This is a genomic window from Sorangium sp. So ce131 (assembly GCF_051519095.1).
In the GTDB taxonomy this organism is placed as follows: Bacteria; Myxococcota_A; Polyangia; order Polyangiales; family Polyangiaceae; genus Sorangium.
Genome location: NZ_CP150455.1, coordinates 919,317 through 945,030 on the forward strand (window position 1 = coordinate 919,317; position 25,714 = coordinate 945,030).

At 75.0% G+C, this 25,714-nt stretch carries 18 protein-coding genes; 9 read left to right on the forward strand and 9 right to left on the reverse strand.

Annotated elements, in window-relative coordinates; genetic code table 11:
• Window positions 1-24 precede the first annotated feature (24 nt).
• Window positions 25-1,557, reverse strand: a complete 1,533-nt coding sequence (locus WMF43_RS03435) for a phytoene desaturase family protein (RefSeq protein WP_437677492.1) — start codon at window positions 1,555-1,557, stop codon at window positions 25-27.
• A 99-nt stretch (window positions 1,558-1,656) separates the two neighbouring features.
• On the opposite strand from WMF43_RS03435, the gene WMF43_RS03440 reads away from it, so the two are divergent.
• Window positions 1,657-3,027 (forward strand): sigma 54-interacting transcriptional regulator, encoded by a 1,371-nt coding sequence (locus WMF43_RS03440; protein ID WP_437677493.1) that lies wholly within the window; start codon window positions 1,657-1,659, stop codon window positions 3,025-3,027.
• Window positions 3,028-3,078: 51 nt separating this feature from the next.
• Window positions 3,079-3,816, forward strand: coding sequence for a GNAT family N-acetyltransferase (locus WMF43_RS03445; RefSeq protein WP_437677494.1), 738 nt, complete (start codon window positions 3,079-3,081; stop codon window positions 3,814-3,816).
• Between the two features lie 96 nt (window positions 3,817-3,912).
• Here the strand turns inward: WMF43_RS03445 and WMF43_RS03450 are convergent, their stop codons facing one another.
• Window positions 3,913-4,212 carry a CsbD family protein gene (locus WMF43_RS03450; RefSeq protein WP_437677495.1) on the reverse strand — a complete coding sequence of 100 codons (300 nt, stop codon included), beginning with the start codon at window positions 4,210-4,212 and terminating at the stop codon, window positions 3,913-3,915.
• Window positions 4,213-4,619: 407 nt separating this feature from the next.
• Between WMF43_RS03450 and WMF43_RS03455 the strand changes: the two genes are divergently transcribed.
• Both WMF43_RS03455 and WMF43_RS03460 read left to right on the forward strand, forming a co-directional pair.
• Window positions 4,620-4,880 carry a GlsB/YeaQ/YmgE family stress response membrane protein gene (locus tag WMF43_RS03455; RefSeq protein WP_437677496.1) on the forward strand — a complete coding sequence of 87 codons (261 nt, stop codon included), beginning with the start codon at window positions 4,620-4,622 and terminating at the stop codon, window positions 4,878-4,880.
• 369 nt (window positions 4,881-5,249) lie between these two features.
• Window positions 5,250-6,464 (forward strand): pyridoxal-phosphate-dependent aminotransferase family protein, encoded by a 1,215-nt coding sequence (locus tag WMF43_RS03460; protein WP_437677497.1) that lies wholly within the window; start codon window positions 5,250-5,252, stop codon window positions 6,462-6,464.
• Here the strand turns inward: WMF43_RS03460 and WMF43_RS03465 are convergent.
• Complete coding sequence (locus WMF43_RS03465) at window positions 6,449-7,963, reverse strand: serine/threonine-protein kinase (protein ID WP_437677498.1); 1,515 nt, start codon at window positions 7,961-7,963, stop codon at window positions 6,449-6,451. The genes WMF43_RS03460 and WMF43_RS03465 overlap by 16 nt on opposite strands.
• A 70-nt stretch (window positions 7,964-8,033) precedes the next feature.
• Here WMF43_RS03465 and WMF43_RS03470 point away from each other — a divergent pair, with 70 nt between their 5' ends.
• From WMF43_RS03470 to glyQ, 3 genes are all read left to right on the forward strand, one after another.
• The gene (locus tag WMF43_RS03470; RefSeq protein ID WP_437677499.1) at window positions 8,034-12,155 is read left to right on the forward strand and encodes a protein kinase domain-containing protein; all 4,122 of its coding nucleotides are present in this window, start codon (window positions 8,034-8,036) and stop codon (window positions 12,153-12,155) included.
• Window positions 12,156-12,351: 196 nt separating this feature from the next.
• Complete coding sequence (locus WMF43_RS03475) at window positions 12,352-13,197, forward strand: hypothetical protein (protein ID WP_437677500.1); 846 nt, start codon at window positions 12,352-12,354, stop codon at window positions 13,195-13,197.
• A gap of 239 nt (window positions 13,198-13,436) precedes the next feature.
• The gene (gene glyQ / locus WMF43_RS03480) at window positions 13,437-14,384 is read left to right on the forward strand and encodes a glycine--tRNA ligase subunit alpha (protein ID WP_437677501.1); all 948 of its coding nucleotides are present in this window, start codon (window positions 13,437-13,439) and stop codon (window positions 14,382-14,384) included.
• Window positions 14,385-14,444: 60 nt separating this feature from the next.
• Here glyQ and pyrE read toward each other — a convergent pair whose 3' ends face one another.
• From pyrE to WMF43_RS03500, 4 genes are read right to left on the reverse strand one after another with little or no spacing between them, the layout of a single operon-like run.
• Complete coding sequence (gene pyrE, locus WMF43_RS03485) at window positions 14,445-15,023, reverse strand: orotate phosphoribosyltransferase (protein ID WP_437677502.1); 579 nt, start codon at window positions 15,021-15,023, stop codon at window positions 14,445-14,447.
• Window positions 15,020-15,757, reverse strand: coding sequence for a bactofilin family protein (locus WMF43_RS03490; protein ID WP_437677503.1), 738 nt, complete (start codon window positions 15,755-15,757; stop codon window positions 15,020-15,022). The genes pyrE and WMF43_RS03490 overlap by 4 nt, the downstream gene beginning before the upstream one ends.
• A 3-nt stretch (window positions 15,758-15,760) precedes the next feature.
• On the reverse strand, window positions 15,761-16,075 hold the full coding sequence (locus tag WMF43_RS03495; RefSeq protein ID WP_104986994.1) for a bactofilin family protein: 315 nt from the start codon (window positions 16,073-16,075) through the stop codon (window positions 15,761-15,763).
• Window positions 16,076-16,129: 54 nt separating this feature from the next.
• Window positions 16,130-16,555 (reverse strand): bactofilin family protein, encoded by a 426-nt coding sequence (locus WMF43_RS03500; protein ID WP_437677504.1) that lies wholly within the window; start codon window positions 16,553-16,555, stop codon window positions 16,130-16,132.
• 790 nt (window positions 16,556-17,345) lie between these two features.
• On the opposite strand from WMF43_RS03500, the gene WMF43_RS03505 reads away from it, so the two are divergent.
• Window positions 17,346-18,740: a styrene monooxygenase/indole monooxygenase family protein gene (locus tag WMF43_RS03505; protein ID WP_437677505.1), complete on the forward strand. Its 1,395-nt coding sequence runs from the start codon at window positions 17,346-17,348 to the stop codon at window positions 18,738-18,740.
• A 259-nt stretch (window positions 18,741-18,999) separates the two neighbouring features.
• Here WMF43_RS03505 and WMF43_RS03510 read toward each other — a convergent pair whose 3' ends face one another.
• Complete coding sequence (locus tag WMF43_RS03510) at window positions 19,000-22,248, reverse strand: VWA domain-containing protein (protein WP_437677506.1); 3,249 nt, start codon at window positions 22,246-22,248, stop codon at window positions 19,000-19,002.
• Window positions 22,249-22,527: 279 nt separating this feature from the next.
• Between WMF43_RS03510 and WMF43_RS03515 the strand changes: the two genes are divergently transcribed.
• Window positions 22,528-23,694, forward strand: coding sequence for a serine/threonine-protein kinase (locus WMF43_RS03515; RefSeq protein WP_437677507.1), 1,167 nt, complete (start codon window positions 22,528-22,530; stop codon window positions 23,692-23,694).
• On the opposite strand, the gene WMF43_RS03520 is transcribed toward WMF43_RS03515, so the two are convergent.
• On the reverse strand, window positions 23,672-25,714 hold the full coding sequence (locus WMF43_RS03520; RefSeq protein WP_437677508.1) for a VWA domain-containing protein: 2,043 nt from the start codon (window positions 25,712-25,714) through the stop codon (window positions 23,672-23,674). The two genes, WMF43_RS03515 and WMF43_RS03520, sit on opposite strands and share 23 nt — an antisense overlap.

The window sequence follows — 25,714 nt, forward strand, 5'->3', positions numbered from 1 at the left end:
CCCTGTCGCAGGCCCGAGCGCCGCTCAGCCCCCGCCGCGCGCGAGCCCGAGCCGCCGCGCGACGCTCTCCGCCGCGCGCACGCCGCCCATCGCCGCGGCCAGCGTGCTCTGCCCGGGGAAGACCGAGTCACCCACCATCCAGAGCCCCTCCTGCACCGGGCGCGGCCACGCCGACAGGTAATGCCCGAGCCCCGCGCGCCGCGGCACGCCGCCCACCGCGCCGCCCGCGCGCCCGGTGAACCGCTCGAACGTCCGGGGCGAGGCGGTCAGCGCGTGCACCACGCTCTCGCTCCACTCGGGCGCGAGCGCCGCGAGGCCCTCGCGCATCCGCGCCTGGATCCCGGCGATGTAATCGCCCTGCTGCCCGGGCGAGAGCGCCCGGTGCTTCGCGAGCGGGACGTGCGTCGAGACGGTCAACGTGCGGTGCCCCGGCGGCGCGCGGCCCTCGTCGGCGGCGCCGCTCGCGGACACGAACAGGTGGTTGCCCTCGATGAACGGCGCGCCCGGATCCTGCACGAGCTCCAGGTGGTGCGCCGCGGGCGAGGCGCCCTCGGGCGCGCGCGCCACGAGGTAGAGCATCGCCGCGCCCCAGCCGCCCTCGACGTCCGCGGCGAGCCGGTCGAGCCGCGGCAGCGCGCCCGGGGCCGCGCCGATCAGCGCCCGCAGGTCCTGCGGGAGCAGGTTCGCCACCACGTGGCGCGCGCGGATCTCGCCCGACCGCGTCGCGGCGCGGTAGCCGCCCGGGGCCGGCGAGAGCGAGCGGACGCGGCTCGCCATCCGCACCTCGCCGCCGAGCCGCTCGACCGCCCGGACGAGCGCCCACGCGAGCGCGCCGATGCCGCCGCGCACGTGGCCCGTGCCGCGGAAGTAGTAGTCCATCGTCGCCATCGCGAAGGGCGCCTCGGCCTCGGCGACCCCGCACTGCACCGTGATCTGGCAGAGCCCGTCGAGGTACTGCCGCAGCGGCGCGAACCCCGCCACGCCGAACCGCGCGAGCACGCTCTCGAGCGGGCGGCCCAGCGCCGGCAGGAGCGCGGCGTACCGCGGCGTGCTCGCCGCGTGGCGGAGCAGCGCGACGGCGCCGAGCGGCGGGAGGAGGGCCGGGTCGTCGAACAGGGCCCAGAGCGTGTCGGCGGCGCGCTCCTGGTAGGCGAAGAAGCCGCGCAGGCCGCGCTCCGGGGCGCCCGGCAGGCCGCACAACCTGTCGACCAGCGCCCCGCGGTCGCGCCCGATCGGCAGGCGGAGCGAGGGCGTCCGGAGCTCGACGAGCGGGTCGATCCAGTCGACCGCGACGTCCAGCCCGTAACGCGCGATCCACCGGCCGAACAGCTGGTCCGGGGCGAGCCCGGAGAACAGCGTCGCCCCGGACTCGAAGCGGTAGCCGCCGCGCTCGAAGGTGCTCGCGCAGCCGCCGGGGTACCGGAGCGCCTCGCACAGCACCACCCTCGCCCCGCGCTCCGCGAGCGAGAGCGCCGCCCCGAGCCCGCCGAAGCCGGCGCCGATCACGAGCACGTCCACGTCCGCGCCGCGCGGCGCGCTCGGGCTGGCCTGGCTCATCCCCGCACCCTGTAGGGCGGCGTCGCCCCCGGGGGAAGATCGCCGGGCGCACGCGGCCGTGCGCGCCGGCGCCGTGGTACGCTCGCGACGATGGCGACGATGGGCTCCGAGCCGAAGGTTCACCCGAGCACCGAGACGGCGCTCCTCAAGGTGCGATCCAGGGAGATCGCGTTCAGCCGCTTCCGGGTGCAGGTGACGGCCGGCCCCGACGCGGGGGCCGCCCAGGTGTCCGACGCGACCGAGTTCGTGATCGGCACCGCGCCCGGCAACCAGCTCATCCTGAGCGACCGGGCCGTGTCGCGGCACCACTGCGTGATCGCCGTGACCCCGAAGGGCTTCCAGCTCCGCGATCTGGGCAGCAAGAACGGCACGACCCTGGCCGGCTTCCGCGTCGAGGCGGCCTACCTCCAGCCGGGCGCCACGCTGGGCGTCGGGCAGTCCACGCTCCGCTTCGAGCCGCTTGCCGAGGAGATCCGCGAGCCGCTCGTCGACGAGGACCGGCACGGCCGCGTGCTCGGGCAGAGCACCGCCATGCGCCGCATCTTCGCGGCGCTGCCGCGGATCGCCGCGTCGGACTCGACGGTGCTGATCGAGGGCGAGACGGGCACGGGCAAGGGCCTGCTCGCCGAGGCGATCCACGAGAGCAGCCCGCGCGCGGGCGGGCCGTTCGTGGTGATCGACTGCGGCTCGATCCCGCCGACCCTGATCGAGGCCGAGCTCTTCGGGCACGCGAAGGGGGCGTTCACGGGCGCGCAGGCCGCGCGGGCCGGCGCCTTCGAGGCGGCGCGGGGCGGCACGGTGCTGCTCGACGAGATGGGCGAGCTCCCGCTCGACATGCAGCCGAAGCTCCTGCGCGTGCTCGAGGAGCGGCAGATCCGGCGCATCGGCACGGTCGAGCCGACCAAGCTCGACATCCGGGTCATCGCCACGACCAACCGCGATCTCCGCCAGGAGGTGAACCGCGGCAACTTCCGGTCGGACCTCTATTACCGGCTGAACATCGTCCGCCTCCGCGTCCCGGCGCTGCGCGAGCGCCCCGACGACATCGCGCTGCTCACCGCGCACTTCTACCGGCAGTTCGCGCAGGGGCCGGACCAGAGCCCGCCCGGCGAGCTGCTCGAGGCCTTCATGCGCCAGGACTGGCCCGGCAACGTCCGCGAGCTGCGCGGCGCGGTCGAGCGCGCGGTGCTGATGATCGATCCGGCGCTCTTCCGGGAGGCCGTGATGGGCGGCCCGGAGCCGCTGGAGGGCAGCTCCCCGGCGCTCGACGCGCTCCGGGACGACGAGCTCTCCCTCTCGTTCCGCGAGGCGAAGGAGCGCGCCGTGGCGCGCTGGGAGCGGGCGTACCTCACCGCGCTCGTGCGCGCGAACGGCGGCAATCTCTCGCGCGCGGCCCGCGCGGCGCGCATGGACCGGAGCCACCTGCGCGAGCTCCTCCAGCGGCACGGCGTCTCGGCGGCCGAGGTCTGAAGGCTGCCCCAATGTTGGGGCAGCGCGGCGCCCCATGGTACGTCTCGTCACATGAGCGCCGCGTGGGACTGGGTTGTTCCGATTCGACAGAAGCACTTCGGCGAGCCGCTCGCGGGCCTCTACCCGCTCGAGCGGCTCGCCGGCGAGGAGGCCTACTGGGCGCTGCACGAGGCCGAGCTGCGCCGCCATTTCCCGCCCGAGTTCTATTTCAACCTCCCGGCGCTGTCCGGCGAGGAGGGGAGACGCGCCCGCGCCCGCCTCGCGGCGTCGGAGGGGGCCCACCGCCTCGCCGACTTCTGGATCGCGCGCGACGGCGACGCGATCGCGGCCATGTTCGCGGGCCACCAGAAGGACGCGGAGACCTACCGGATGTGGCACTCGGTCATCCACCCCGCCTACCGCCGGCGCGGCCTCTACACGGAGATCGTGCGGCGGATCCTCGCGTATACGCGCGATCTCGGCTTCGACTACGTGGTCAGCGAGCACGCCCCGAGCAACAACGCGGTGATCATCGCCAAGCTGAAGGCGGGATTCCGCATCGTCGCCATGGAGATAGACGCCGCCGTCGGCCCCGGCGTGAACCTCAGGTATTTTCACAACGAGGCGCACCTCAGGGCCTACGAGTTCCGCTGCGGCATGGCCAGGCTCGACGAGCGCCTCGTCGAGGTCGGGTTCGGCGCGATGCCGCTCCTCCTGGAGCAGCTCCAGCGCGCGCCGGCCGCCGAGGTGCAACCCCCCGAAACTCCTGCGTCTTCCGACCCTCGCCGCCCCTCCGGCGCGGGCCGCTGAGCCCGCTGAAAGCAGCGCGGGGGCTGACCTCGCGCAGCGCGGCAGAGCCGCGTTGCCCGAGGCAAGCCCCCGGCCAGGGGCATGCTCGACGAGCGGTTACTGGTTGGCCTTCTGCCGGTTCTCGCCCTTGAGCTCCCTGGCCTTGCCCTCGGCGGCCATCTGCTCGTTGTCGATCAGCTTCCCGACCCGGTTCTTGAGGGCGCCCGTCGCCTGCTCGAACGCGCCCTGCGCGCGCTCTTCGGCCTTCGCGTCCTCCTGCTGGACCTTTCCTCGGACCTCCTTGGCGCGGCCCTCCGCTTCCATCTGCTCGTCGCCCAGCAGCTTGCCGAGACCCTTCTTGATCTTGCCGCCCATCTCCTCGGCGGCCCCTTCGTCTCGATCGCTCTCGTTGCTCATTGTCGCCTCCCATCACGGTTACTGGACATCCGCAGCGCGTGTCTGCGGCGATCGAGGTGAAGCAACCGCCGCGCCACGCAGCGCACATGAGCCCGCCGCGCGGCGGCGCCGGCGATTGGGGCAGGGTACCTCGCCCGCTCTCTGCGTTTCGCACGTTTGAGGCATTACGCCACGCGTCGGGTGTGGGCTTGCGCGCACCGGCCGGGCCTCGTCGCCCGCGTTGTGGCGCCGAGCAACGCGTCGCCGGGCGGAATTCCGGGCCTGGAGGTGGTCCGGGCCCTCTGTCTCCGACGTTCGGAGCCGTGGGGCGCTCCTGCAGAAGATGGACTCCCTGGCATGGCGCGCAGCTTGCTGAAGAGTCTGAGCAGCAACGAGGAGCGGGTTGCTCCTCTTATGGGAGGTTCATCATGTCGTTCATTCTCTTTCTCCTGTTTGGTCTCGTCGTCGGTGCGCTGGCGCGGCTTATTGTTCCGGGGCGTGAGCCGGGCGGCTGGGTCGTCTCGATGATCATCGGTGTGGTCGGCTCGTTCGTCGGCGGGCTGCTCGGCCGTATGCTCTTCATGTACCGCGAGGGTGAGCCGGCCGGCTTCTTCATGTCGCTGATCGGCGCCATCGTCCTGGTGGTGGGGTATCAGGCGATCGCCCGGCGCGGCTCCGCGGTGCGATGAGCCATGGATCGCGTGACCCTCTGTTGAGGCTCTACGCTCGATCCCGTCGTGGGGCGCGGCTCGGAGGAGCTCTGGTTCCGCCGCCGCGCCCTGCGACGATGGCGATCGCCTCGGGTCGTCCGTACCGAGGCGCGGACCAGGCCTCGCCGCGCGGGAGAGCGCTCTCAGGCTCGCGCGCCGCGGCGGTGCCGTCCCCGTCTCCACGGCAGGCCTGAGGGGGTCCTGCTCGCCGCGTCGCCCTCTCCCCCCCAGGGGCGGCGCGGCGAGCAGGGCCTCCTCGGGCCGCGTCCGCTTGCCGGGTAGGCCTTGACGCCGCAGGATGCATTGGGCTTGCTAGCGCGCTCCGCGCTTTTGCCCAAGGTCCTGGCCATGTCGTTCTCCATCCTGCCGCCCCCGATCACGCCCCTCGCCGCGATCCTGCCGTCCGAGCCCTTGCTCCTGATGGGCGCGGGCCCGGTGCCCATCCCGCAGGCGGTGGCGCAGGCGAACGGGGTCATCATCAACCACCTCGGCCCCACCATGGACCGCGTCATCCAGAACGTGAAGTACATGGCGGCGTACGCGTTCCAGACGCGCAGCGACAAGATCATCGGCATCGCCGGGCCCGCGTCCGCGGCGATGGAGATGGCCGTGACGAACCTGTGCTGGCCCGGGCGCAAGGTCCTTTGCCTCAAGGTGGGGACCTTCAGCGGACGCCTCGGCGAGATGGCGCTCGGCGTGGGCGCCGACGTGACCTTCCTCGAGGGGCCGCCCGGGCGGCCCGTGACGCTCGCGGACGTGCGCGAGGCGCTGAAGAAGCAGCGCTACGACGTGGTCACGATGGCGCACGGCGAGACGTCGTGCGGCGTCCGCATGGTGGAGCTGCCGGAGATCTGCAAGCTCGCGAAGGCGCACGGCGCCCTCACCATCGTCGACGCGGTGGTCACGCTCACGGCCATGCCGGTGCACATGGACGAGTGGGGCATCGACGTCGGCATCGTCGGCGGGCAGAAGGCGCTGTCGTCGATCCCGGGCGTCTCCGCGTGCGCGTTCTCCCAGGACGCCTGGAAGGTCGTCGAGGAGCGCCCCACCCCGCGCCCGCACTGGTGCTACGACGCCACACGCGCGCAGCGGTTCTGGGGTTACCAGCAGTACCATTACACGGCGCCCGTCCCCGGCGTGCTCGCGCTGCACGAGGCGCTGCGGCTCGTCTGCGAGGAGACGCTCGAGCGGCGGTTCCGCCGCCACGAGATGAGCTCCCTGGCCATGCAGGCGGGCATCGAGGCGATGGGGCTCGAGCTGTTCGCGGCGAAGGACGTGCGCCTCAACAGCGTGCTCGCCATCAAGCTCCCGGGCGGCGTCGACAGCGCCCGCGTGCGCGAGTACATGACCAAGGCCTTCCGCGTGGAGATCTCGGGCGCCTTCGGCCTCAACATCGTGCGCGTCGGCCAGATGGGCGAGCAGTGCCGCTCGCACAACCTGTTCAAGACGCTGTACGCGATGGGCATGAGCTTCCAGCGCGAGGGCCTGAAGCTCGACGTCGCCAAGGGCATGGCCGCGCTCGAGCAGGGGCTCGCCGGCGACCGCGACTACTTCGTCGACTGACCCGGCCGCCGATCCGCCTCGATCACGCGCAGCATCGCGCTCGACCGCCGCGACATCGGGGCCGGCTGCGCGGCGATGCCGAGCCCGTCGAGCACCGCCGGCGACGCGAACACCCCCTCCGCCGCCCCCTCGGGCACCCACGCCGCGAGCTCCAGCAGATCGCCGCCCGTCAGCGCGCCGTCCGCGCCCGCGACGAGCTCGCCGACGTGCACGCAGAACCGCACGTGCACCCGCGGGTCGCGCCCGGCGCGCGCGTCGAGCCGCCACTTCAGCGACAGCGCCGCCTGGAGCGCGCCGCGCCGCGCCGCCTCGTCCCGCGCCGGATCCAGCGGCCGGTCGGCCGTGACCAGCGCGGTCGTGCCCGCCTCGACCGCCGCCGCGAACCCGGCGCGCGCGAGCTCGTCGAGCAAGAGCGGCATGATCGACTCGAGATCGTCGAGCAGCGCGGCCTCGGCGTCGTCGAGCGCGCCGGGATCGGCCTGCACCTCGACGTAGACGCCCACCGCCGAGCGCCGCGCCGCGCCGCCGCCCGGGCCGCGCGCGCCGGGCGCCGCGATCGCCGCGCGGACCCCGGCGAGGAACTCGCCCACCGAGCGCTGGCGCTCCGCGGGGTCTTTGCTGAGCGCCTGCAGCACCACGCCGTCGAGCGACTGGCTCACGCGCGCCCGCGCGCTCGGGCGGGGCGGGCTCGCGAACAGGTGGAGCTGGCGCAGCACCACGAACGACGTGCCCGAGAACGGCGGCTCCCCGGTGAGCATCATGTAGGTCAGGGCGCCGAGCGCGTAGATGTCCGCCCGCGCGTCGACCGGGCGGCTCATCAGCTGCTCGGGGGACATCGACGAGGGCGAGCCCACGATCTGCCGCGACGTCGTGAGCGAGGGCCCCGGCGCGTCGAGCAGCTTCGCCACCCCGAAGTCGAGCAGCACCACCCGCCCGCCGACGTCGCCGCCGCAGACGAAGACGTTCGACGGCTTGATGTCGCGGTGCACGATCGCCTGCGCGTGCGCCGCCTCGAGCGCGCTGCACAGGGGATCGAGCAGGGCGAGCGCCTCCTCCGGGGGCAGGCGGCCCCGCGCGCGCAGGAGCCGCTCGACGTCGGTGCCGTCGAGCAGCTCCATGACGAGGTAGGGGCGCCCGTCCTCGAGCCGCCCCAGATCGAGGACCTCGACCACGTTCGGGTGCCGCACCCGCCGCATCGCCTCGACCTCGCGCTCGAACCGAGCGATGAGGTCGGGGTGGGCGGCGAGCTCCGCGTGCATCACCTTGATCGCCGCCGGCGCGCCGTGCGCCGCGTGCGTGCCGCGGTAGACCACGCCGAAGCCCCCCTGGGCGATGGCGCTCCCGACCACGTACTCGCCGGCGCGCTCCGGCGCCGGGGCCTCGTACCCGCCGCCCGCGGCCGCCGCGTCGTCCTCCCCCGGGAGGGCGACCGTCTCGTCGGCCGGCCCTACGGTTCCGGGCGACGCGCTCTCCAGGGTGTCATCATCGGCGCGTCCCATGGGCCAACGCGCGCGACAATAGCATAGGCTTGCTCCGCGCTCGCGCGCACCGCTCGGGTGGAGAGATCGAGTGCACCGCTGTCCCTCCTGTCACCGCCGCCGCGAAGGCGCAGCCCCGTGCCCCCTCGACGGGTGGACGCCCGCGCCCGCGGGCGAGCTCCCCGCGCCCGCGGGCGAGCTCCCCGCGCCCGCGCCGCCCCGGATCGACGGCTTGTCGCTGGGCGAGCGCCTCGGGCAGGGCGGCTTCGCGGTGGTCTGGGCGGGGATCTCGGAGCGCGACGGCGCGGAGGTCGCCGTCAAGGTCGGCTCCTCCGCGACGCCGATGCTCGAGGAGCGCTTCCGTCGCGAGGCGGAGGCGCTCTCGCGCATCGGCCCGCCGCACGCGCCGCGGCTCTACGGTCGCGGCCGGCTCGCCGACGGCCGCCCCTACCTCGCCATGGAGCGGCTCTTCGGCCGCACGCTCGCCTCGGAGCTCGCCGCGCTCGCCGGGCCGCCCGACGCGGCGTGGGTCGCGGCGCGCGCCGACGCGGTGCTCGCCGCGCTCGAGGCCGCCCACGCCCTGGGCGTGATCCACCGGGATCTCAAGCCGGAGAACCTCTTCATCGCGCGCGGCGGGGGCGCGACCGGGGTTGGGGACGTGTCCGGCGCGACCGGGGGCGGGGGCGAGCCCGGCGAGCGCGTCGTGCTGCTCGACTTCGGCCTCACGAAGCGCTTCCCCGGCGCGACCGGCGACGCGGCCGGCGAGGCGCTGCGCACGCGCACCGGCGTGATCCTCGGGACGCCCGACTACATGGCCCCCGAGCAGATCCGCGGCGAGGCGCTCGACGAGCGCGCCGACATCTATGCGTTCGGCGTCATCCTGTTCGAGCTGCTCACGCTGGAGCTGCCGTTCGCGGGCGACGAGGGCTCGATCGAGCACGGCCACCTCGCGCTGCGCCCGCGGCGCCCCGGCGAGCTCGCGCCCGTGCCCGCCGCGCTGGAGGAGCTGACGCTCGCGTGCCTCGCCAAGGACCCGGACCGCCGCCCCGCGAGCGTGCCCGCGCTGCGCCGCGCGCTCGCCGCCGCGTGCGCGAGCGCGGCGGCCTGCGCCGGGCCGTCGCCCGCCGGGCCGGGGGCGCTGCCGGGCGGCGCGGGGGCGGCCTCCGCGCCGCAGCGGATCGCGGGGGCGGCCTCCGCGCCGGCCCAGCTCGTGGCCGAGGGGCGGCACCCGGTCGTCCTGCTCGTAGGGGACACGGACGCCGCGGCGGCGCCGGTCATCGCCGCCGTCACCGGCCGCGGCGGGTTCGTCGCGCGGCAGCGAGGTCGCCGCTATGTAGCCGTATTCACTGGAAAAAATGCCGACCGTCCGGCCGAGGCCGCGCTCGCCGCCGCGCGCGAGCTCGCCGCGCAGCACGGCGCGCGGGCGGCGCTCCACCTCGCGTCCGTCACGATCCGCCGCAAGGCGCGCGGCGCCGTGTCGGCGTACGGCGCGGCGGTCGAGCGCCCGGAGACCTGGCTGCCCCCGGAGCCCTGGTCGGGCGTGGCGCTCACCGCGGAGCTCGAGCGCGCCATGCCCGCGCGCGACGACCCGGGCCCTGCCTCGACGCAGGTGTTGCCATCGGCCGAGACCGACGCGCCGCTCGCCGGCCGCGACGACGTGATCGCGGCGCTCTCCGCGGCCGCCGCGGAGGCCTTCGACGGCACGTGCCCGGGCCTGTTCACGCTGATCGGCGATCCTGGCCTCGGCAAGAGCCGGCTCGTGGCGGAGGCCGCCGCCGTGGCGCGCCGCCTCGCCGACGGCGCGGCCGGCGCGGCCGATGCGGCCGATGCGGCCGGCGCGCGGGTGATCGCGCTGCGCGCGGCGCAGCCGCTGCCGGGCGAGGCGGGGCGCGACGCGGCGGAGCTCCTGCGCTGGGTGCTCGACGCGCCCCCGGAGGCGCCGGTCGATCCCGCCGCGTTCTGCCGCGAGCGGCTCGGCGACGCGCTCGGCGAGGCGACGTGGCCGGCGGTGGCGGCGGCGCTCGGCTGGCCGGCGCCCGCGCCCCGCGGCGGCGCGCCGGCGTCGCTCCACCACGGCCTGGTCCAGGCGCTCGGCGAAGGGCTGCGCCGGCTCGCGCGCCGCGGCCCGGTGGCGGTGCTGCTCGACGACGCGCACTGGGCCGACGACGCGCTGGTCGACGCGCTCGAGTACGCGACGCTCGACGGCGCCGGCGTCTCGCTCTGGGCGCTCGTCGCCGCGCACCCCCGCTTCGAGCTGGTGCGCCGGGCCTTCGGCGCGCGCACGCACCGCCACCGCCGCGCCGCGCTCGCGCCTCTCCGCGAAGAGGCGGCGATGGCGCTCGCCGCCGAGCTCCTGCGGCCGGCGGAGTACCCGCCCGCGGCCACGCTGCGCCGGCTCGCGGCCTGGGCGGGCGGCAACCCCGCCTGCCTCTCGGAGCTCGTGCGCTCGCTGAAGCGGGCCGGCCTCGTACGGCGCCGCCAGCGCTCCGACAGCCACTACGTCGCCACGGCGGAGCTCGACGCGCTGCCGCCGTCGCCGGCGTGGCAGTGGCTCGCCGAGCGGCAGCTCGACGCGCTGCCGCCGGAGCTCGCCGCGTGTGTGAGGCTCTGCTCGGTGCTCGGCGTCTCGTTCGGCCGCGCGGAGCTCGAGCACGTGCAGGACGCGCTCGACCGGGCGGGGGACGCCGGCACGCCGATCGACGCGGGCTACGGCCTGCGCGCGCTCGTCGAGCGCAAGATCCTGGAGCGCGGCGCGGGCGAGCGCTGGTCGTTCCAGAGCGCGGTGATCCAGGACGCGGTCTACGAGCTGCTCGACCCGGCGCAGCGCGCGCAGATCCACCGGCACGCGCTCGTGTTCTTCCAGGCGCGGGTGGAGGCGGACGGCGCGCGCCCGGAGCTCCTGGAGCCGCTCGCGCGGCACGCGGGCGGGTGCGGCGCGCGGGAGGTCGCGGCGGACGCGTGGCTCGCGCTCGGCGATCTCGCGTTCGCGGCGCACCGGCACGTCGAGGCGGATCAGCACTACACGGCGGCGCTGTCGCTCGCGGCGGGCGACGACGCGCGGCGGCGCGCGCTCGCGCTGATGGGGCGCGGCAAGAGCCGCTACCGTGTCCACCGCTCCCGCGAGGCCACGGAGGACCTGTCCGCCGCGCGCGCGCTGGCCGCGGAGCTCGGCGACGAGGCGTTCCTCGCGGAGGCGCTGATCGAGGAGGCGGCCGCGCTGGACTGGGCGAACGAGTTCGATCTCTCGGCGGCGCGCGTCGAGGAGGCGCGCGCGATCGCCACGCGGCTGGGGTCGCGGTCGCTCCACGGCCGTGTGGTCGTGGCCGAGGGGCGCACCTCGTTCCGGCGCGGCCGCGTCGAGGAGGCTGTCGCGCACCTCACGCAGGGCGCCGCCATCGCGGAGGCCGAGGGCGACTACGAGACGAGGATCGTCGCGCTCCTCCTCTTGTCGATCGCCCTCGCCTTCACCGGAGAGCTCGATCTCTCGGACGCGCGCTTCGACGAGACGGTCGCGCTGACTTCGTCCGTCGAGGACTGGCCTCACCTGTGCGCGGCGTACGCAAACCGCGTCATCCTGAGGGCGATGCGGCGGCAGCTCGACCTCGCCATGGCCGAGGTGCGCCAGGCGATCGCGCTGGCGCGCGAGATCGGCAACCCCTTCATCGAGCGTCAGGCGACGCTGAACGCCGCGGAGCTGCTCCACGTCGCCGACCGCGGGGACGAGGCGCTGGAGCTGGCGCGCCGCGCGCATCTGCTCGAGCAGCGTTTCATCGAGCGGCCAGTGTCCGAGTGCTCCCTGCTGCTCGCGAGGATCCTCGCCTCGCGGCGCTGCCACCGCGAGGCGAGCGAGCTCGCCGCATGGGTCGAGCAGCGCTGTCCGCCCGACCCGTCCGCGCCCTCGCTGTGGGCGTTCTACCGCGCGCTGCAGCTGGTCTTCTGCGAGATTGGCCTCCGCGCCGCCGACCCTCGCTCCGGCGCGGACCCCTGGGAGGCGGTGCTCTCGCAGTCCCGGGGCAGCCTGCTGCCGATCGAGCTGCTCGAGCTGCTGTACTTCCGGGTCGACGCGGCGATCGCCGGCGGGCGGGCCAGGGAGGCCGCCCTGGGGCTAGAGGAGGCGAAGGCGCTGTTCGACGAGGGGCCGGGCTTCCGGGCCCGGTTCGCCGTCCTCGCGGCGCGCCTCGGGCAGATGGAGGCTCCAGCCGGCACCGGGTGAGGGCCAGCGCCTCCATCGCATGGCGTAGGGAGGGGCGCTCCGCTGCCGGTGTGGATGCGTAACGATCGGAAATTCTTGATGAAGACCCGTGCTCGGCGGCGCGCCGCGCCGGCGCGTGGAGGCTCCGCTCGCTTGGCACGAAACCTGGAATTAGCCGGTCAGACCGCGCCGCACGGCGGCGCACCAGGAGGATGTCATGGCGAGCCACGGAGCATCGGTTGCAGCGCTGTTCGGGTTGTGCGTGTTCGCGTTCGGATGCGCGGCGATGCCGGTGGAGGGCGACGAAGAAGAGGTGATGTCTGCTGAGGAGGCGTGGGTCGTGACGAACGGCGACTCCCCGGCCTTCTTCTGGAAGACGTCCACGCAGCAGGCGCTGCAGCGGCTCGCCTTGGTCCCGCTCGTCAGCAACGGCAAGCTCGCGACCACGCCGCTGCTCGACACCGACGACGGGCGCGACCTCCTCCACTACGTCGTGGGCTGTGCGCTCCCCTCGGGCACGACGGTGAACACGGCGATCGCGGGCATCTCGTTCAAGGGGTCGGCTGGGCTCGCGCCGGGGTGGAAGACGATGAGGCTGGCCTCCACGTCCTCGCAGCGCTGGGTGACGTCGTGCCTCCTCCAGACCCTCAACGGCCTCGGCGCGCACGTGCCGATCCGGATGGTGGGGAGCCATGTCGGCCTCAACGACGCCTCGCCGACGGACGCCCTCATCTACACCATCCCGGACGCCACCATGTTCGGCAACATCTTCAACCCGACCGCGGTGGAGGTCTACGCCTGCGTCGACGCCGGCGTGAGGGATTCGTGCGGCTCCGGGTGGAGCGTCTTCGCGGACCTGCGCATCTGCGACTCCTCGCCCGACTGCGGCATCACCCCGCTCGGGGTGTGCCGGGACTCGGCCAACAACCACTGCTGGCTGAACAGCGCCGGCAAACCCGTCTGCAGGACGCCGGGCGGCACGCTCTACCCGGAGGTGATCTCGACGTTCCTCGATCAGACGGGCTTCTCGGAGCACTACCCGACGTGCAGCCGCCCGGAGTGAGCCGGGTTCGCCGCGGGAACCGCCGCCCGCGCCGTCCTCGACGGCGGGGAGGTCGGGCCGGCGAAGGTCGGGGAGCGCGCGGCGCCGGGAGGGGTCGCGGGGGCGACGGCGCGGCGGCGGCGTCGACAGGGGCGCGCCGGCGCCGCTCCCCGGCGGCCGGGGGCGCGGCGGCCGCGGGCGGGCAGCCCCGCGCAGGGCGTCGCCTGCGCGGGCGATCCAGGCTAAGAACCGCCCCTCCCATGACCTTCCAAAACCTCATCCTCGCACTGCAGAAGTTCTGGGCCGAGCGCGGCTGCCTCGTCGTGCAGCCGTACAACTCGGAGGTCGGCGCCGGCACGTTCAACCCGGCGACGTTCCTGCGCGCGCTCGGTCCCGAGCCCTGGAACGTGGCCTTCGTCGAGCCCTCGCGCCGACCCGCGGACGGGCGCTACGGCGAAAACCCGAACCGTCTCCAGCAGTTCCACCAGTTCCAGGTCATCCTCAAGCCGAGCCCGATCAACATCCAGGACCTCTACCTGGAGTCGCTGCGCGCGATCGGAACGAACCCGCTCGAGCATGACGTCCGCTTCCTCGAGGACGACTGGGAGTCGCCGACGCTCGGCGCGTGGGGGCTCGGCTGGCAGGTGTGGATCGACGGGCTCGAGATCTCGCAGTTCACCTACTTCCAGCAGATCGGCGGCATCGACTGCCGGCCCGTGTCCGGCGAGCTCACGTACGGCCTCGAGCGGATCGCGATGTACCTGCAGGACAAGGAGAGCATCTTCGACGTCGTCTACTCGGACGTCGGCGGGAAGATCGTGCGCTACGGGGAGCTCTACCAGCGCGCGGAGTGGGAGTGGTCGACGTACAACTTCGAGGAGGCCGACGTCGCAGAGCACTTCGCGGCGTTCGACCAGTGCGAGGCCGAAGCGAAGCGGCTCCTCTACCGGGGCGTGGACCCGACGGCGAAGGGGGCGGCGATCGACCCGAAGAAGGCGCTGGTGCTCCCGGCGTACGATTTCGTGGTCAAGGCGGCGCACCGCTTCAACGTGCTCGACGCCCGCGGCGCGATCAGCGTGACCGAGCGGCAGCGGTTCATCGGCCGGGTCCGCGGGCTCGCGCGGGCGGTCGCCGAGGCGTACCTCGCGCAGCGTGAGGCGCTCGGCTTCCCGCTGCTCGGCGAGCCGCAGGCGAAGGCGGCGGAGTAACCCGCCGGTCTTCGCGGGAGAGGGCGGGGCGCGCTGCGCCGGCCGGCGGCGCGGGCCGGATCAGCGGGGCGCGCTGTCGGGGAGGAAATCCCGCCGCGTGCAGATCGCGACGAACGGCAGCCCCGCCTCGCGGATCGCCTCGGCGCCGCCCTCGAGGCGGTCGACGATGGCGATCACGCCGATGACCGAGGCGCCCGCCGTGCGCAGCTTCTCGACCGCCTTCAGCGTCGAGCCGCCCGTCGTGACGACGTCCTCCAGGATGGCGACGGGGGTCCCGGGCGCGAGCCCCCGATCGCCCTCGACGAGGCGACGGGAGCCGTGATCCTTGACCTCCTTGCGCACGTAGAGCGCGGGGAGGGGGCGGCCGCGCAGGTAGCTCGTGAGCGACACGGCGCTCGCGAGAGGACATCCCCCGAGCTCGACGCCGGCGACGGCCTCGCACCGCGGCAGCGCGTCGAGCGCCTCGAACATCAGCGAGCCGACGAGGGCGTGCCCCTCGGCGGTCAGCACCGTCTGCTTGCAGTCGATGAAGAAATCGCTCTCGCGACCGGACGCGAGGACGAATCGCTTCTGCTCGAACGAGCGCTCCCGCAAGAGCGCGACGAGCCGCTCCCGCTCCGACGCGCCAGCGGAGCTCATCGCCCGCCCTTCCTGCGGAGCGACGCCTTCGCGGCGCCCTTCCGGAGCGCAGGCACCACCGGCGGCGGCGGACCGCCGGCGCCGCCTTCGGCCTCGGGCTCGTCACCCTCGCCCGCCGCCGCGGCCGCGCGTTCGGCGTCCTCGTCGTCGTGCGCCGGCGCGAGGTCGTGGGCCGGCGCGTGGCGCGGCTCGGGCGCGGCCGCGGGCCTCGCCTCGACCGGGGCGGGGGCGGTGCGTGCGGCGGGCGCCGGGCGCGCGGGCAGGGGAGCGGCGCGCGGGGCGGTGCGCGCCGCCGGCGCCGGCGAGCGCGGCTCCGCCTGCGCCCGCGCCGGCCGCGCCGCTGCGGGCGCCGCGGCCGCGCGCGGCGCTGCTGCTGCAGGGGCGGCGGCGCGGACGGGCGCGGGGGCGGCGGCGCGCGGGGCGCCGGTGGTGACGTTGCCGCGCACCAGCGCGCCGGCCTGGATGCCGATCTGCGGGGCGCCGAGGTCGCCGACGACGCGGGCGCCGGGCTCGAGGATCACCGCCTCGTCGCCGGAGATGTTGCCGGCGACCGCGCCGCGGACGATCACGCGCCGCCCACGGACGTCGCTCTGGATGAGCGCGCCCTCGCCGATGGTCACGTCGCCGGTCATGACGACGCTCCCCTCGACGCGCCCGAGGATCTCGAGATCCCCGTCGCCCTGCACGTTGCCGCGGATGGCCGTGGTCGGCCCGATCGAGGACTGGGCGGCCATCGGCTACACGTCCATGTCGACGTTGCCCTTGAACGAGGCTCCGTCCGCGATGGTCAGCCGCGACGCCTTGACGTCGCCGACGAGGCGCCCGCCCGCGAGGAGATCCACGCGGTCGGCCGCCGTCACGTTGCCGGTCACGTGGCCGCCCACCTGGAGCGACGCCGCCCCGATGTCCGCCTCGACCTGCGCCCCTGCGTCGATGGTCAGAGGCCCCTCGACGGTCAGCTTGCCGCGCACCGTGCCGGCGACGATCACCTCCTCGTCGGAGGTGATTTCGCCCTCGATCGTGAGCCCGTTTCCGATGATCGTACCCGCCACGTTCGTGCTCCTCGCCGCGCCACCGCGGCGCGATTCTTCGTAGGTCAACGCGCGCTACCGCCCCGCCGGCTCGCGGCGGGCGCCTTGCCCGCGACCGCCCGTCGGCTGCGCGAGCTCGGCGGGCATGTCGAACTCCAGCTCGATGCGCCCGGCGAACGCCGCGCCTTCCTCGAGGACCACCTCGCTGCCTCCGATGTCCCCGGCGAGCTGCGCGGTCGCCCGGATGGTGACGGGGCCTCGCGACGTGACGTTCCCCGTGAGCTGCCCGGCGACGACGAGCGAGCTCGCCTCGACGTCCCCGGTGACCGACGCGCCGTCCTCGATCTCGAGGTCGCCGGCCAGCTGGATGTCCCCCTCGACGTTCCCCTCGACCCGGAGCGAGCCGTCGCCGTGGACCCGCCCGCGGATGCGGGCGCCCCGGCCGATGAGCGATTCGGCAGCGTCCGATGCGCTGCGCGTGGTTGTCGAGCCTCGGGCCATTCTCGTCTCCCGTGCGCGTTGGGCGCGGCGCGAGCCGGGGCGCGCACTGGAGGCCCGGCTCGTCCGCTGGAGCGAAGCGAGCGACATCGCCCGGCCCCGCGGCGGCGCGGACGCTACTCCAAGGCGCAGCGCCTCGCAACCGGCGGGGGGGCGCGGTGGTCGGGGGGCGCGGTGGGGCGGGAGCGGCGGGAGCGGCGCGAGCGGCGGAGGCGCGGGGGCTCATGCGCGCGCGGCGGTAGGGCCCAGCAGGGCGCAGGGGAGCCCTCGGGGGGAGGGGGTGTCGCGCGGGGGGCCGAGGGGGCCCCTCCCACGAACTCGCGCCTTGTGGTGGCTATTGCCAGCGGCGCGGAGGTGCCGAGTCCATGAGCGACTCGCTTCGGCGCGGGCCGGCGCTCGGGTTCGTGGGGCCCTACCCCTCGGCCCCCGCGCGACACCCCCTCCCCCCGAGGGCTCTTTCCGGAGGGAGCGCGTGGCCTTCCCCCGAGGGCTCTTTCCGGAGGGGGCGCGGACGGCCTTCCGAGGGCTCTTTCCGGAGGGGGCGCGGGCGGGATGCGCGTGAAGCGAGCTGGCCTCGGGGAGAGAGCGCTCCGCCCTCACGCCACGCTCGACCCCTCGCGCATCGAGGCGGGCGGCGGGCTTCCTGTGCCCATGGCCGAGGTGATACGGTCTATCTTGACTGGGCTTTCCATGCTCGCGACGCCTCGATGGACCCGAAGGGCGGACCGACGTGGACGGCTCGGCGCGCTTCGTCCTCTGGACGAACGCAGACCAACGCAACCCGGGGGTCCTTATGCGCAAGATTGCTATCGTGGGGTCTGGACAGGCTGGCCTGCTCGCAGCACACGCCTTGGTGAAGACCGGCTACGACGTAACGCTCTACTCGGATCGCACGCCCGAGCAGTGGCTGAACGAGTCGAAGCCGACCGGTACGGCCGCGCGGTTCGACATGGCGCTCGAGTTCGAGCGCGAGCTCGGGCTGGCCTTCTGGGAAGACGCCGCGCCGAGGGGCGAGGGGGCGCACCTGACCGCGTGCGCCGCGCCGGGCAACCGCCTCCTGACGCTGGCGGGCCGCCTGGAGCGGCCGTTCATGGCCATCGACCTCCGGCTCCAGAGCCACCGGTGGATGCTCGAGCTCGAAGCGCGGGGCGGCAAGATCGTGATCGAGGCGGTCACGGTCCCGCGGCTGGACGAGATCGCCGCGGAGAACGACCTCACCGTGGTCGCCGCCGGACGCGCCGACCTGTGCCGCCTGTTCGAGCGCGACGCGGCGCGCAGCGTCCACGCGGACGCGCAGCGCAACGTCGTCATGATGTGCGTGACGGGGCCGAAGCTCGGGTTCGACGGCGTCCCGCTGCTCCCGGTCAAGTTCAACCTGTTCGCGGGCATCGGGGAGGCGTTCTGGGTGCCCTACCACCACAAGGACGTGGGACCGAGCTGGAACTGTCTCTTCGAGGCGATCCCCGGAGGGCCGCTCGACCGATTCCAGGGGGCGAAGAGCGGAGAGGAGATCGTCGCGATCGCGAAGGACCTGGTGAAGGAGCTCATCCCCTGGGACCACGATTGGTTCAAGACAGCCGAGCTGTCGGACAAGCATGGATGGCAGAACGGGCGGGTCGTCCCGACGGTGCGCAAGCCGGTCGGGCGGCTGCCCTCCGGCCGGATCGTGACGCCGCTCGGCGACACGGCGATGTCGCTCGATCCGGTCGGCGGTCAGGGCGCCAACAGCGGCAACAAGATGGCGCGCAACCTGGTCGAGTGCGTCGTGGCGCACGGCGAGCGCCCGTTCGACGCCGACTGGATGACGCGCACGTTCGATCGCTTCTACGCGCGGCACGGCGGGCCCACCGACCGGTTCAACAACCTGCTCCTCGCAGGCGCGCCGGCCGGGGTGTTCCACCTCCTCTTCGCGCAATACGGGAGCGACGGGCGGGCGGACAACCGGAGCAGACAGCAGGCGCTCGCGAACGCCTTCGTGAACAACTTCAACGATCCGGCGCAGCTGACGTCCGTCGTCGAGGACGTGGGGCGGGTGCGCGCGTTCATCCGGCAGAAGACCGGGAGGCCCTGGCCGCTCGCGCTCGCCGCGGGCGGGGTGGGCGTCGGCATCGCGCAGGTGCGGCAGCGCCTCGGACTCCCGCCGCAGCACCCGGCGGCGCCGGCGCAAGCGGTGGGAGCGCTCGCGTAGCCCCCAGCGCTGGATTGGCGCTCGCCGCCCCTCGGTAGTGGTCCGTAAAAATTGGAAGATGAAGGCGACGGGAGATATTGAATCTTCTTCCCGTCTCCCATCTTCATGCTCAAACGACAGCACGCCCCACCGTTGGAGCATGCTGCGCCTGCGCCCCGCCGCTCGGCGCCAACGCGCGCGACAGCACCTGTTGGATGTCTGCTGTCCGCTCAGCGTCGAGAGAGCTCATGGTCCGCCTCGCGACGGCCGAGAGGCCATGTCACCGGCGACCGCGACGGCGCGCCAGGATCTTCTCCGCAGCCGTGAGCGGCCGCTCTTCGGCTGTCGTCGTTGCAGGCGCTGCGGGCGTGTGTGCATCGGGCACCGCCGCCCCGCGCGCGCCTTGCCCCCAGGCCGCCGACGCTCCGGCCGAAACGCCGCGCTGCTCCGGTCGCGCGGCCGCCTGCTCCGGCGCCCGCGCCGGCCTCCCGGGCGGCGCCCACGGCGGCTGCGCAGGCCTCCCGGGGGCCGCCCGCGCCGGCGCGCGCTCGCCGCGCTCGCCGCCGCGCGGCGCCGCGGTCGCCTGCGCCCCCTCGCGCTGCGCGCGCCCGCGCTCCCGCGCCGACAGCAGCGCCCCCACCGTCGCGCCCGCGCCGGCCGCCTCCGCCGCCGCCCCCCACGGCCTCGCCCAGAGCCCCGCGCGCGCTCGCGCACCCCACGCCGCCGCCGCCTCCGGCAGCGCCAGCCGCCGCGCCGCCACCGCGAAGAGCAGCGCGAGCGCCGCGAGGAACACGAGCTCCTCCGTCGCGTCCTCGTACGCGAAGCGCCTCGCCGCCCGATCCTCGAAGATCCCCGCGAGCGTGTCGCGCCGCTTGCCGCCCGTGAACTCCGCGATCCGGCCGAGCAGCGACAGATCGCTGCCCGTCGGGCGCAGCTCCTCGCCCGCGGACATCACCGCGCCCGTCGTCCCGACGGCCTCCCCCGTGAGCTCGTCCCGCGCCACCGCCACGTACGTCCCCGGCCGCGACAGCGGCAGCGTCGCCGTGTACGTCCCCGCGCCCGTCGCCTCGAGCGGGAGCTCGCGCGCGATCCCGTCGGGCCCCGCCACGTGCACCAGGAGCCGCCGGAACGACTGCGCCCGCCCGTCGTCGCCGACCACGCTCGCCCGCACCGACAGCTCGCCGCCCGACGCGTCCGCCTCGAGCCGCACGCGCGGGTCCTCGGCCTTGCGCGTCACGTCGCGCGCCGCCTGCGCGATCATCCGCGCCGCGCCCGGCCAGCGGGTCCACGCGGCCCCCCAGCGGTCCTTGAGATCGCTCGTGAACGCAGCGGCCCGGCCGAGCCCGGCCGACCACGCCGCGAGGATCGGATCCCCCTCCGGGCCCGTCAGCAGCACCGTCGCCCGGCCCTTCGGGATCGTCACCACGTACCCCGCGAGCGGCGGCGCCTCGCCGAACGGGACGCCCGCCGTGACCGGCGACGGCGCGCCCAGCGCGACCTGGAACGGCTCCTCCACGATCGCGCTCCTCGCCGCGAGGATCGTCTCCTGCGTGAACACCGCCGGCAGGCGCGCGGCGTCCTCGACCAGGTAGAACCGGCCGCCGCCGAGGCGCGACAGGACCTCCAGCTCCGGCACGTCGCTGCCCTGGCCCAGCGAGACGACGCTCGTCGTGATCCCGCGGCGCCTCGCCGCCTCCACCATCACACGGCACGGGCCCATGTTCTCCGCGTCCGACCCGTCCGCGAAGAGCAGCACGTGCTTGAGGTTCACCGCCTCCCGATCGAGCGCCCCGTACGCCGCCGAGAGCGTGATGTCGACGAAGATGCCGCCGCCGCCCGGGCCCACGGCGCGGATCGCCCGGTCGATGCCGGCCTTGTCCGCCACCGGCCCGAGCGGCACGCTCCACCGCACCGCCGTGTCCACGTGCGCCACGCCGAGCCGGTCGCCGGGGCCTAGCAGCGCCGCCGACCGCGCGGCCGCCTCGTTGGCGAGCTCGAGCTTCGTGTGCGCGCCCGCGCTCGCCGCCATCGAGCCGGAGATGTCGATGCCGATCACCTGCGCCAGGCTCGCCCGCCGGCGCTCCTGCTTCAGGTCGAACGACACGGGCGAGACCTCCTCGACCGGCGTCCGCGCATAGCCGCCCGGGCCCATGCTCCGATCGCCGCCCATCAGCAGCAGGCCGCCGCCGAGATCGCGGACGTAGCTCGCGAGCGCGTCGAGCTGGCCCGGCGAGAGATCCGACGCGCGGACGTCGCTGAGCACCACCAGGTCGTAGCCGGCGAGCCCCCCGAGATCGGCGGGGACCTGGGCGACGCCCCCCTCGTCCACCCGGAACGCGCCGGCCTCGAGCGCCCGCGCGAGGAACGCGCCCTGGCCGGCGTCGCCCTCGAGCACGAGCGCCGCCGCCGGGCCGCGCACCCGGACGAACGCGCTCCCCGCGTTGTCCTCGGCGGCCTCGTCGAGCCCCGGGTCCTTCGCGGTGATCTCGACGTCGTAGCGGTGCAGCCCCGGCCCCGGCGCCTCCTGGCGGATGCGCAGCACGTCCTCGCCCGCCGCGATCGAGGCCTCGGTCCGGGCGATGAGCTCGCCGTCGCGGCGGAGGCGGATCTCGACCTCGGCCGGCGCCGGCGAGGAGGTGACGAGCCGCAGGTCGAGCGCCTCGCCCTCGTCCGCCCGCGCGGGCGCCCGGAGGGCGACCACGCGGACGTCGGGCAGGCGCCGCTGCTCCAGCGGGAGCACGTCGATGGAGACGCCGGCCGCCACGGCGGCGGCCGCCGCCGCCATCGTGTCGCCCCGGGTCGCGACGCCGTCGGTGACCAGCACGACGCGCGCCGCGGAGTCCGGCGGCACCTCGGCGAGCGCGCGCCGGATGCCCGCGGCGAGATCCGTCCCGTCCCGGCCGAGCGCGACCCGCTGCGGCGCCGGCAGCTGCGATCGCGGGCGCGGCGGATCCTCGGTCGCCGCGCCCGCGGCGAACGCGATCGTGGCGATGCGGTCGCCCTCGCGCATGCCGAGCTCCGCCACGGCGAGCTCGTGCGCGACGCGCGTGTCCGCGCTCGGCACGAGGTCGATCGAGCGGCTGCGATCGACGGCGAGCAGGACCGTGAGCCGGTCGAGCGGCCGACCCAGCTCCGGCCCAGCGACGGCCATGGCCGCAGCGAACGCTGCGAAGTTGCTCAGGAAATCGCCGAGCCGGGCGCGCCACGGTTCCTGCCTCTGGGCGTGGGCGGACGCGTGCGCCGAGGCGCGCGCGAGCGCGAGGGTCCGGAGCGCGACGAACGAGGTTGCGCCCAGGGCGAGCAGGGCGCCCCAGGGGCGCGCGAGCCGGAGGTGGGCGCCCGGAAGCAGCCCGCACCAGACCAGGCCTACGTGCAGCGCGGGCAGCGCGCCCGCGATCATCCAGGCGAGCAGGATCGGGCGGCGGCGCGCGCCGTCCCGGAGCGCGGCGCGGAGCAGCCCGGCGAAGATCAACACGCCGGCCAGCGTCGCGGCGTAGGGCAGGGCGCGCAGCGCGGCCGCCGGGATCACCCAGGCCTCCGTTGGGTCCGCATGCAGGGGAGCCGCAGTACAGCATCTTTGCCCCGCCCGCGGGATCCCGCTCCGGCGTGGGTGTGGCCGAGTGCCCCATCGGGGCAGCCATGTGACGCCCGTGTCGGTTTCGCGCGGGTTTCTGTCGGCATTTCGCCCTTTCCTGGAGCGCTTTCCATGGTTTCCCAGGGATGGCACGTTGCCTGCTTCTCGGCATCGCGCAGGTCGCAGCGCGCCACGAGCGTGGCGAGGCCGCGCAGCACGGGGGCAGGAGAGACCATGTCGCGCATCGAGATCACGGACGTCTGGGGCAGCACGGACGACAGCTCATGGGACCTCGGCGAGGGGTTCGGTGAGCTCGCGTGCGGCGTGCACTACCAGGAGGGCGATCTCATCGCTGGCAAGTACCGGCTGGTCCGCAAGATCGGCGAGGGGGCGATGGGCGCGGTCTGGGTGGCGACGAACGAGGCGATCGGCGGAGCGGTCGCGATCAAGCTGATGCGCCCGGAGCTCCGGTCGGCGGAGCTCACCGACTACTTCCTCCGCGAGGCGCGCGCCGCGGGCCGGATGAACCACCCGGAGATCGTGCGGATGTTCGACCTGGGCGAGACCGCCGAGGGCGACCCTTACCTGGTGATGGAGCTCATCGAGGGCGAGTCGCTGCGGAGCGTGGTCGCGCGCGAGGGCTGGATGACGCCGGAGCGGGCGATCGCGCTGCTCCTGCCGGTGGCGGGCGCGATGCACGCGGCCCACGAGAAGGGGGTCATCCACCGCGATCTCAAGCCCGACAACGTGATGCTGGTGCGCCGCGGCTCGGACTGGCTGCAGCCGAAGGTCGTGGACTTCGGCGTCGCGAAGATCGTCTCCGAGGGCGACGAGAGCCCGGCGTCGGGGAGCTTCGAGGTGTTCGGGACACCCGACTACATGCCGCCGGAGCAGGCGCTCGCGTTGCCGAGCGTCGACCGCCGCGCCGACGTCTGGTCGTTCTGCGCGATGCTTTACGAGCTGCTCGCGGGCCGGCCGCCGTTCTCGTCGAAGAACGCGCTCGACGGCCTGCGCGCGGTCCTCCAGGACACGGTCCCGTCGCTGGTCGAGCTGTGCGGCGTCGACGCGGGTCTCTGGGCGATCCTGGAGCGCGGGCTGCAGAAGGAGGCCTCGGCGCGCTGGTCGAGCCTGCGCGAGCTCGGCGAGGCGCTCGCCGCGTGGCTCTGGTCGCGCGGGGTCCGGGAGGACGCGCGCGGCGTGTCGCTCCAGGGCGAGTGGCTCCCGCGCGAGGAGACCTGCGCTCCCGCGAGCTGCGTGACGCGGCTGCGGTACGCCTCGGCCGAGGAGCGCAACCGGCCGAGCCGGAGGTGGTCGTCGCGCCGCCGGGCGCACCGGCTGCACCGGGCCCGGCCCCAGGCCGAGCCGGTGCTCTGCGCGATCAGGGCAGGGGCGACCTGCTGAGCGGGGCGAGGCGCGCCGGCGCCGGCCGCGGCGCGCGCGTGAAGTACCAGACGTCGAACAGGACGAACGCGAGCGCCGCGAGGGCGAGCAGCCAGGTCCACTCGGTGTGGGCGTCCGCCCGGCCCGCGGCGCTCGACACGGCGACCGCATCGCCCTCGGCCGAGAGCGGCCTCGGCGCGAGATCGCTCTCGGCGACGCTCGTGAGGTTCGCCGGCACGAGGACCGACCCGGCCTGCGGCCCCTGCCACGCGAGGCGGTAGAAGCCGGCGCGCGGCGCCTCGGCGATCACCGCGACGCCGGCGCGCAGCGCGACGTCGAGCCGCTCGCCGGCGGGGCCGATCGCCTCGAGGTCCCGCGCCGTCCCGGGGACGCTCACGCGCAGCGGCTCGCCGGTGCGCGCGGGGCCCGTGATGCCGTGGGCGCGGTGCGCCCGCGCCTGCTCGAGCAGGTTGCGCACGAAGAGCACGAACGACGCCTTGAGCGGCCAGTCGCTCTCGCCGACGTCGAAGCCGAGCAGCGTGCCGGTCCGGGAGGTGGTGGAGATGTCGGCCGCGATCGTGCCCTCCTGCGCCCGGATGAGCTCCCGCGCCGCCGCCTCGGGCCGCAGGGACGAGGCCGCGCGGAGGTGCACGCCGTCGAGCGTGAGGAAGCGCAGCCGGGGATCAGCCGTGTCCCACGACGTGAGCGTCGGGCGCTCGAGCGTCGGGCCGACGAGCGCGCCGAAGCAGCGCCCGGGCGGCGGGTTCACGATGAGCAGATCGCCGCCCGGCGGGTCGGCGGGGCAGGCGCCGTCGATCACCACGAACGTGTCCGGATCGAGCCCGGGCGCGTTCAACAGATCCGCGAGCGCGCCCGAGGTGACCGCCGTCATCGGGTCGGACGCGAGCGCCCGCTCGAGCCAGCCGGAGCCCCCGGCGGCCGCCGTCGGCTCCCCGCCCTGGCCCTCGCCGGCCGACGCGAGGAAGACCGGGAGCCGGTCGCCGGCCGGGACGCGGCCGTACGCGACGTCGTCGACCGGCATCACGTCGCGCGGGGAGAGCTCGAAGAGCAGCCCCTTGCGGCGATCGCCGGGCGATGGGCGGAACGTGAGCACGACCGGCAGGCGCTCGCCGGGCTTCACCAGCACGCGCCGCGAGCCGAGCACGTCGGAGGCGTTGTCCTGCCGCATGGTCACGTAGACGTCGCGCGGCTGCGCCCCGAAGTTCGCGACCACGAGGAAGGCCTGCACCTCCTCGCGCGCCGGCGCGCCGCCGCCCGCGTCGGCGGGGGCAGCGCCCGAGCGGACGTCGACGCGGACGATCGCGGCGTTGTCCACGGGGTCGCCGACGGTGATGACCTCGAGCGGGAGCGAGACCCCGCGCAGCGCGGCGGGCCGCGCCAGGTTGCCGTCGGTGATCACGACGATCCGGCGGGATCCGCCGAGCTGCCGGAGCCGGTCGACCCCGAGCGCGACCGCGGCGCCGAGGTCGCCCTCGACGTCGCGCGCCGCGATGGCGTCGACCGCGGCCCGGAGCCGGACGAGGTCGCGATCGAGCGCCGCGACGAGCCGCGCGTCGCGCCCCGCCTCGAGGATCAACGCGTCGCTGCCCGGGGTGAGGCCGGAGAGGAGGTCCCTCGCGAGCTGCTTCGCGAGCTCGATGCGCGTGGTCGCCTCGCCGGACGGCGCCCGCGCGGCCGCGGACATCGAGGCGCTCGCGTCGACGATGATCGCCACGTGGTCGCCGGTGAACGCGCGCCCGCGCGAGGCGGGGCGGGCGAGGGCGAGGGCGAGCAGCGCGAGCGCGAGCGCCTGTAGAATGAGCGGCAGCTGGGCGATGAGCCGCCGGAACGGCGCGCGCGCCAGGAGGTCGCGCTGCGCGGCGGCCCAGAGCCAGGTCGACGGGACGCGGCGGCGCCGCCGCTTGATCTTGAGGATGTACAGGAGGACGAGCGGGCCGAGCAGCGCGAGCAGCCACAGGCCGCCGGGCGCGAGCAGCGTCAGGGCCGAGCCCCCGGAGGCCTGCGCGAGCGGCGCCGCCAC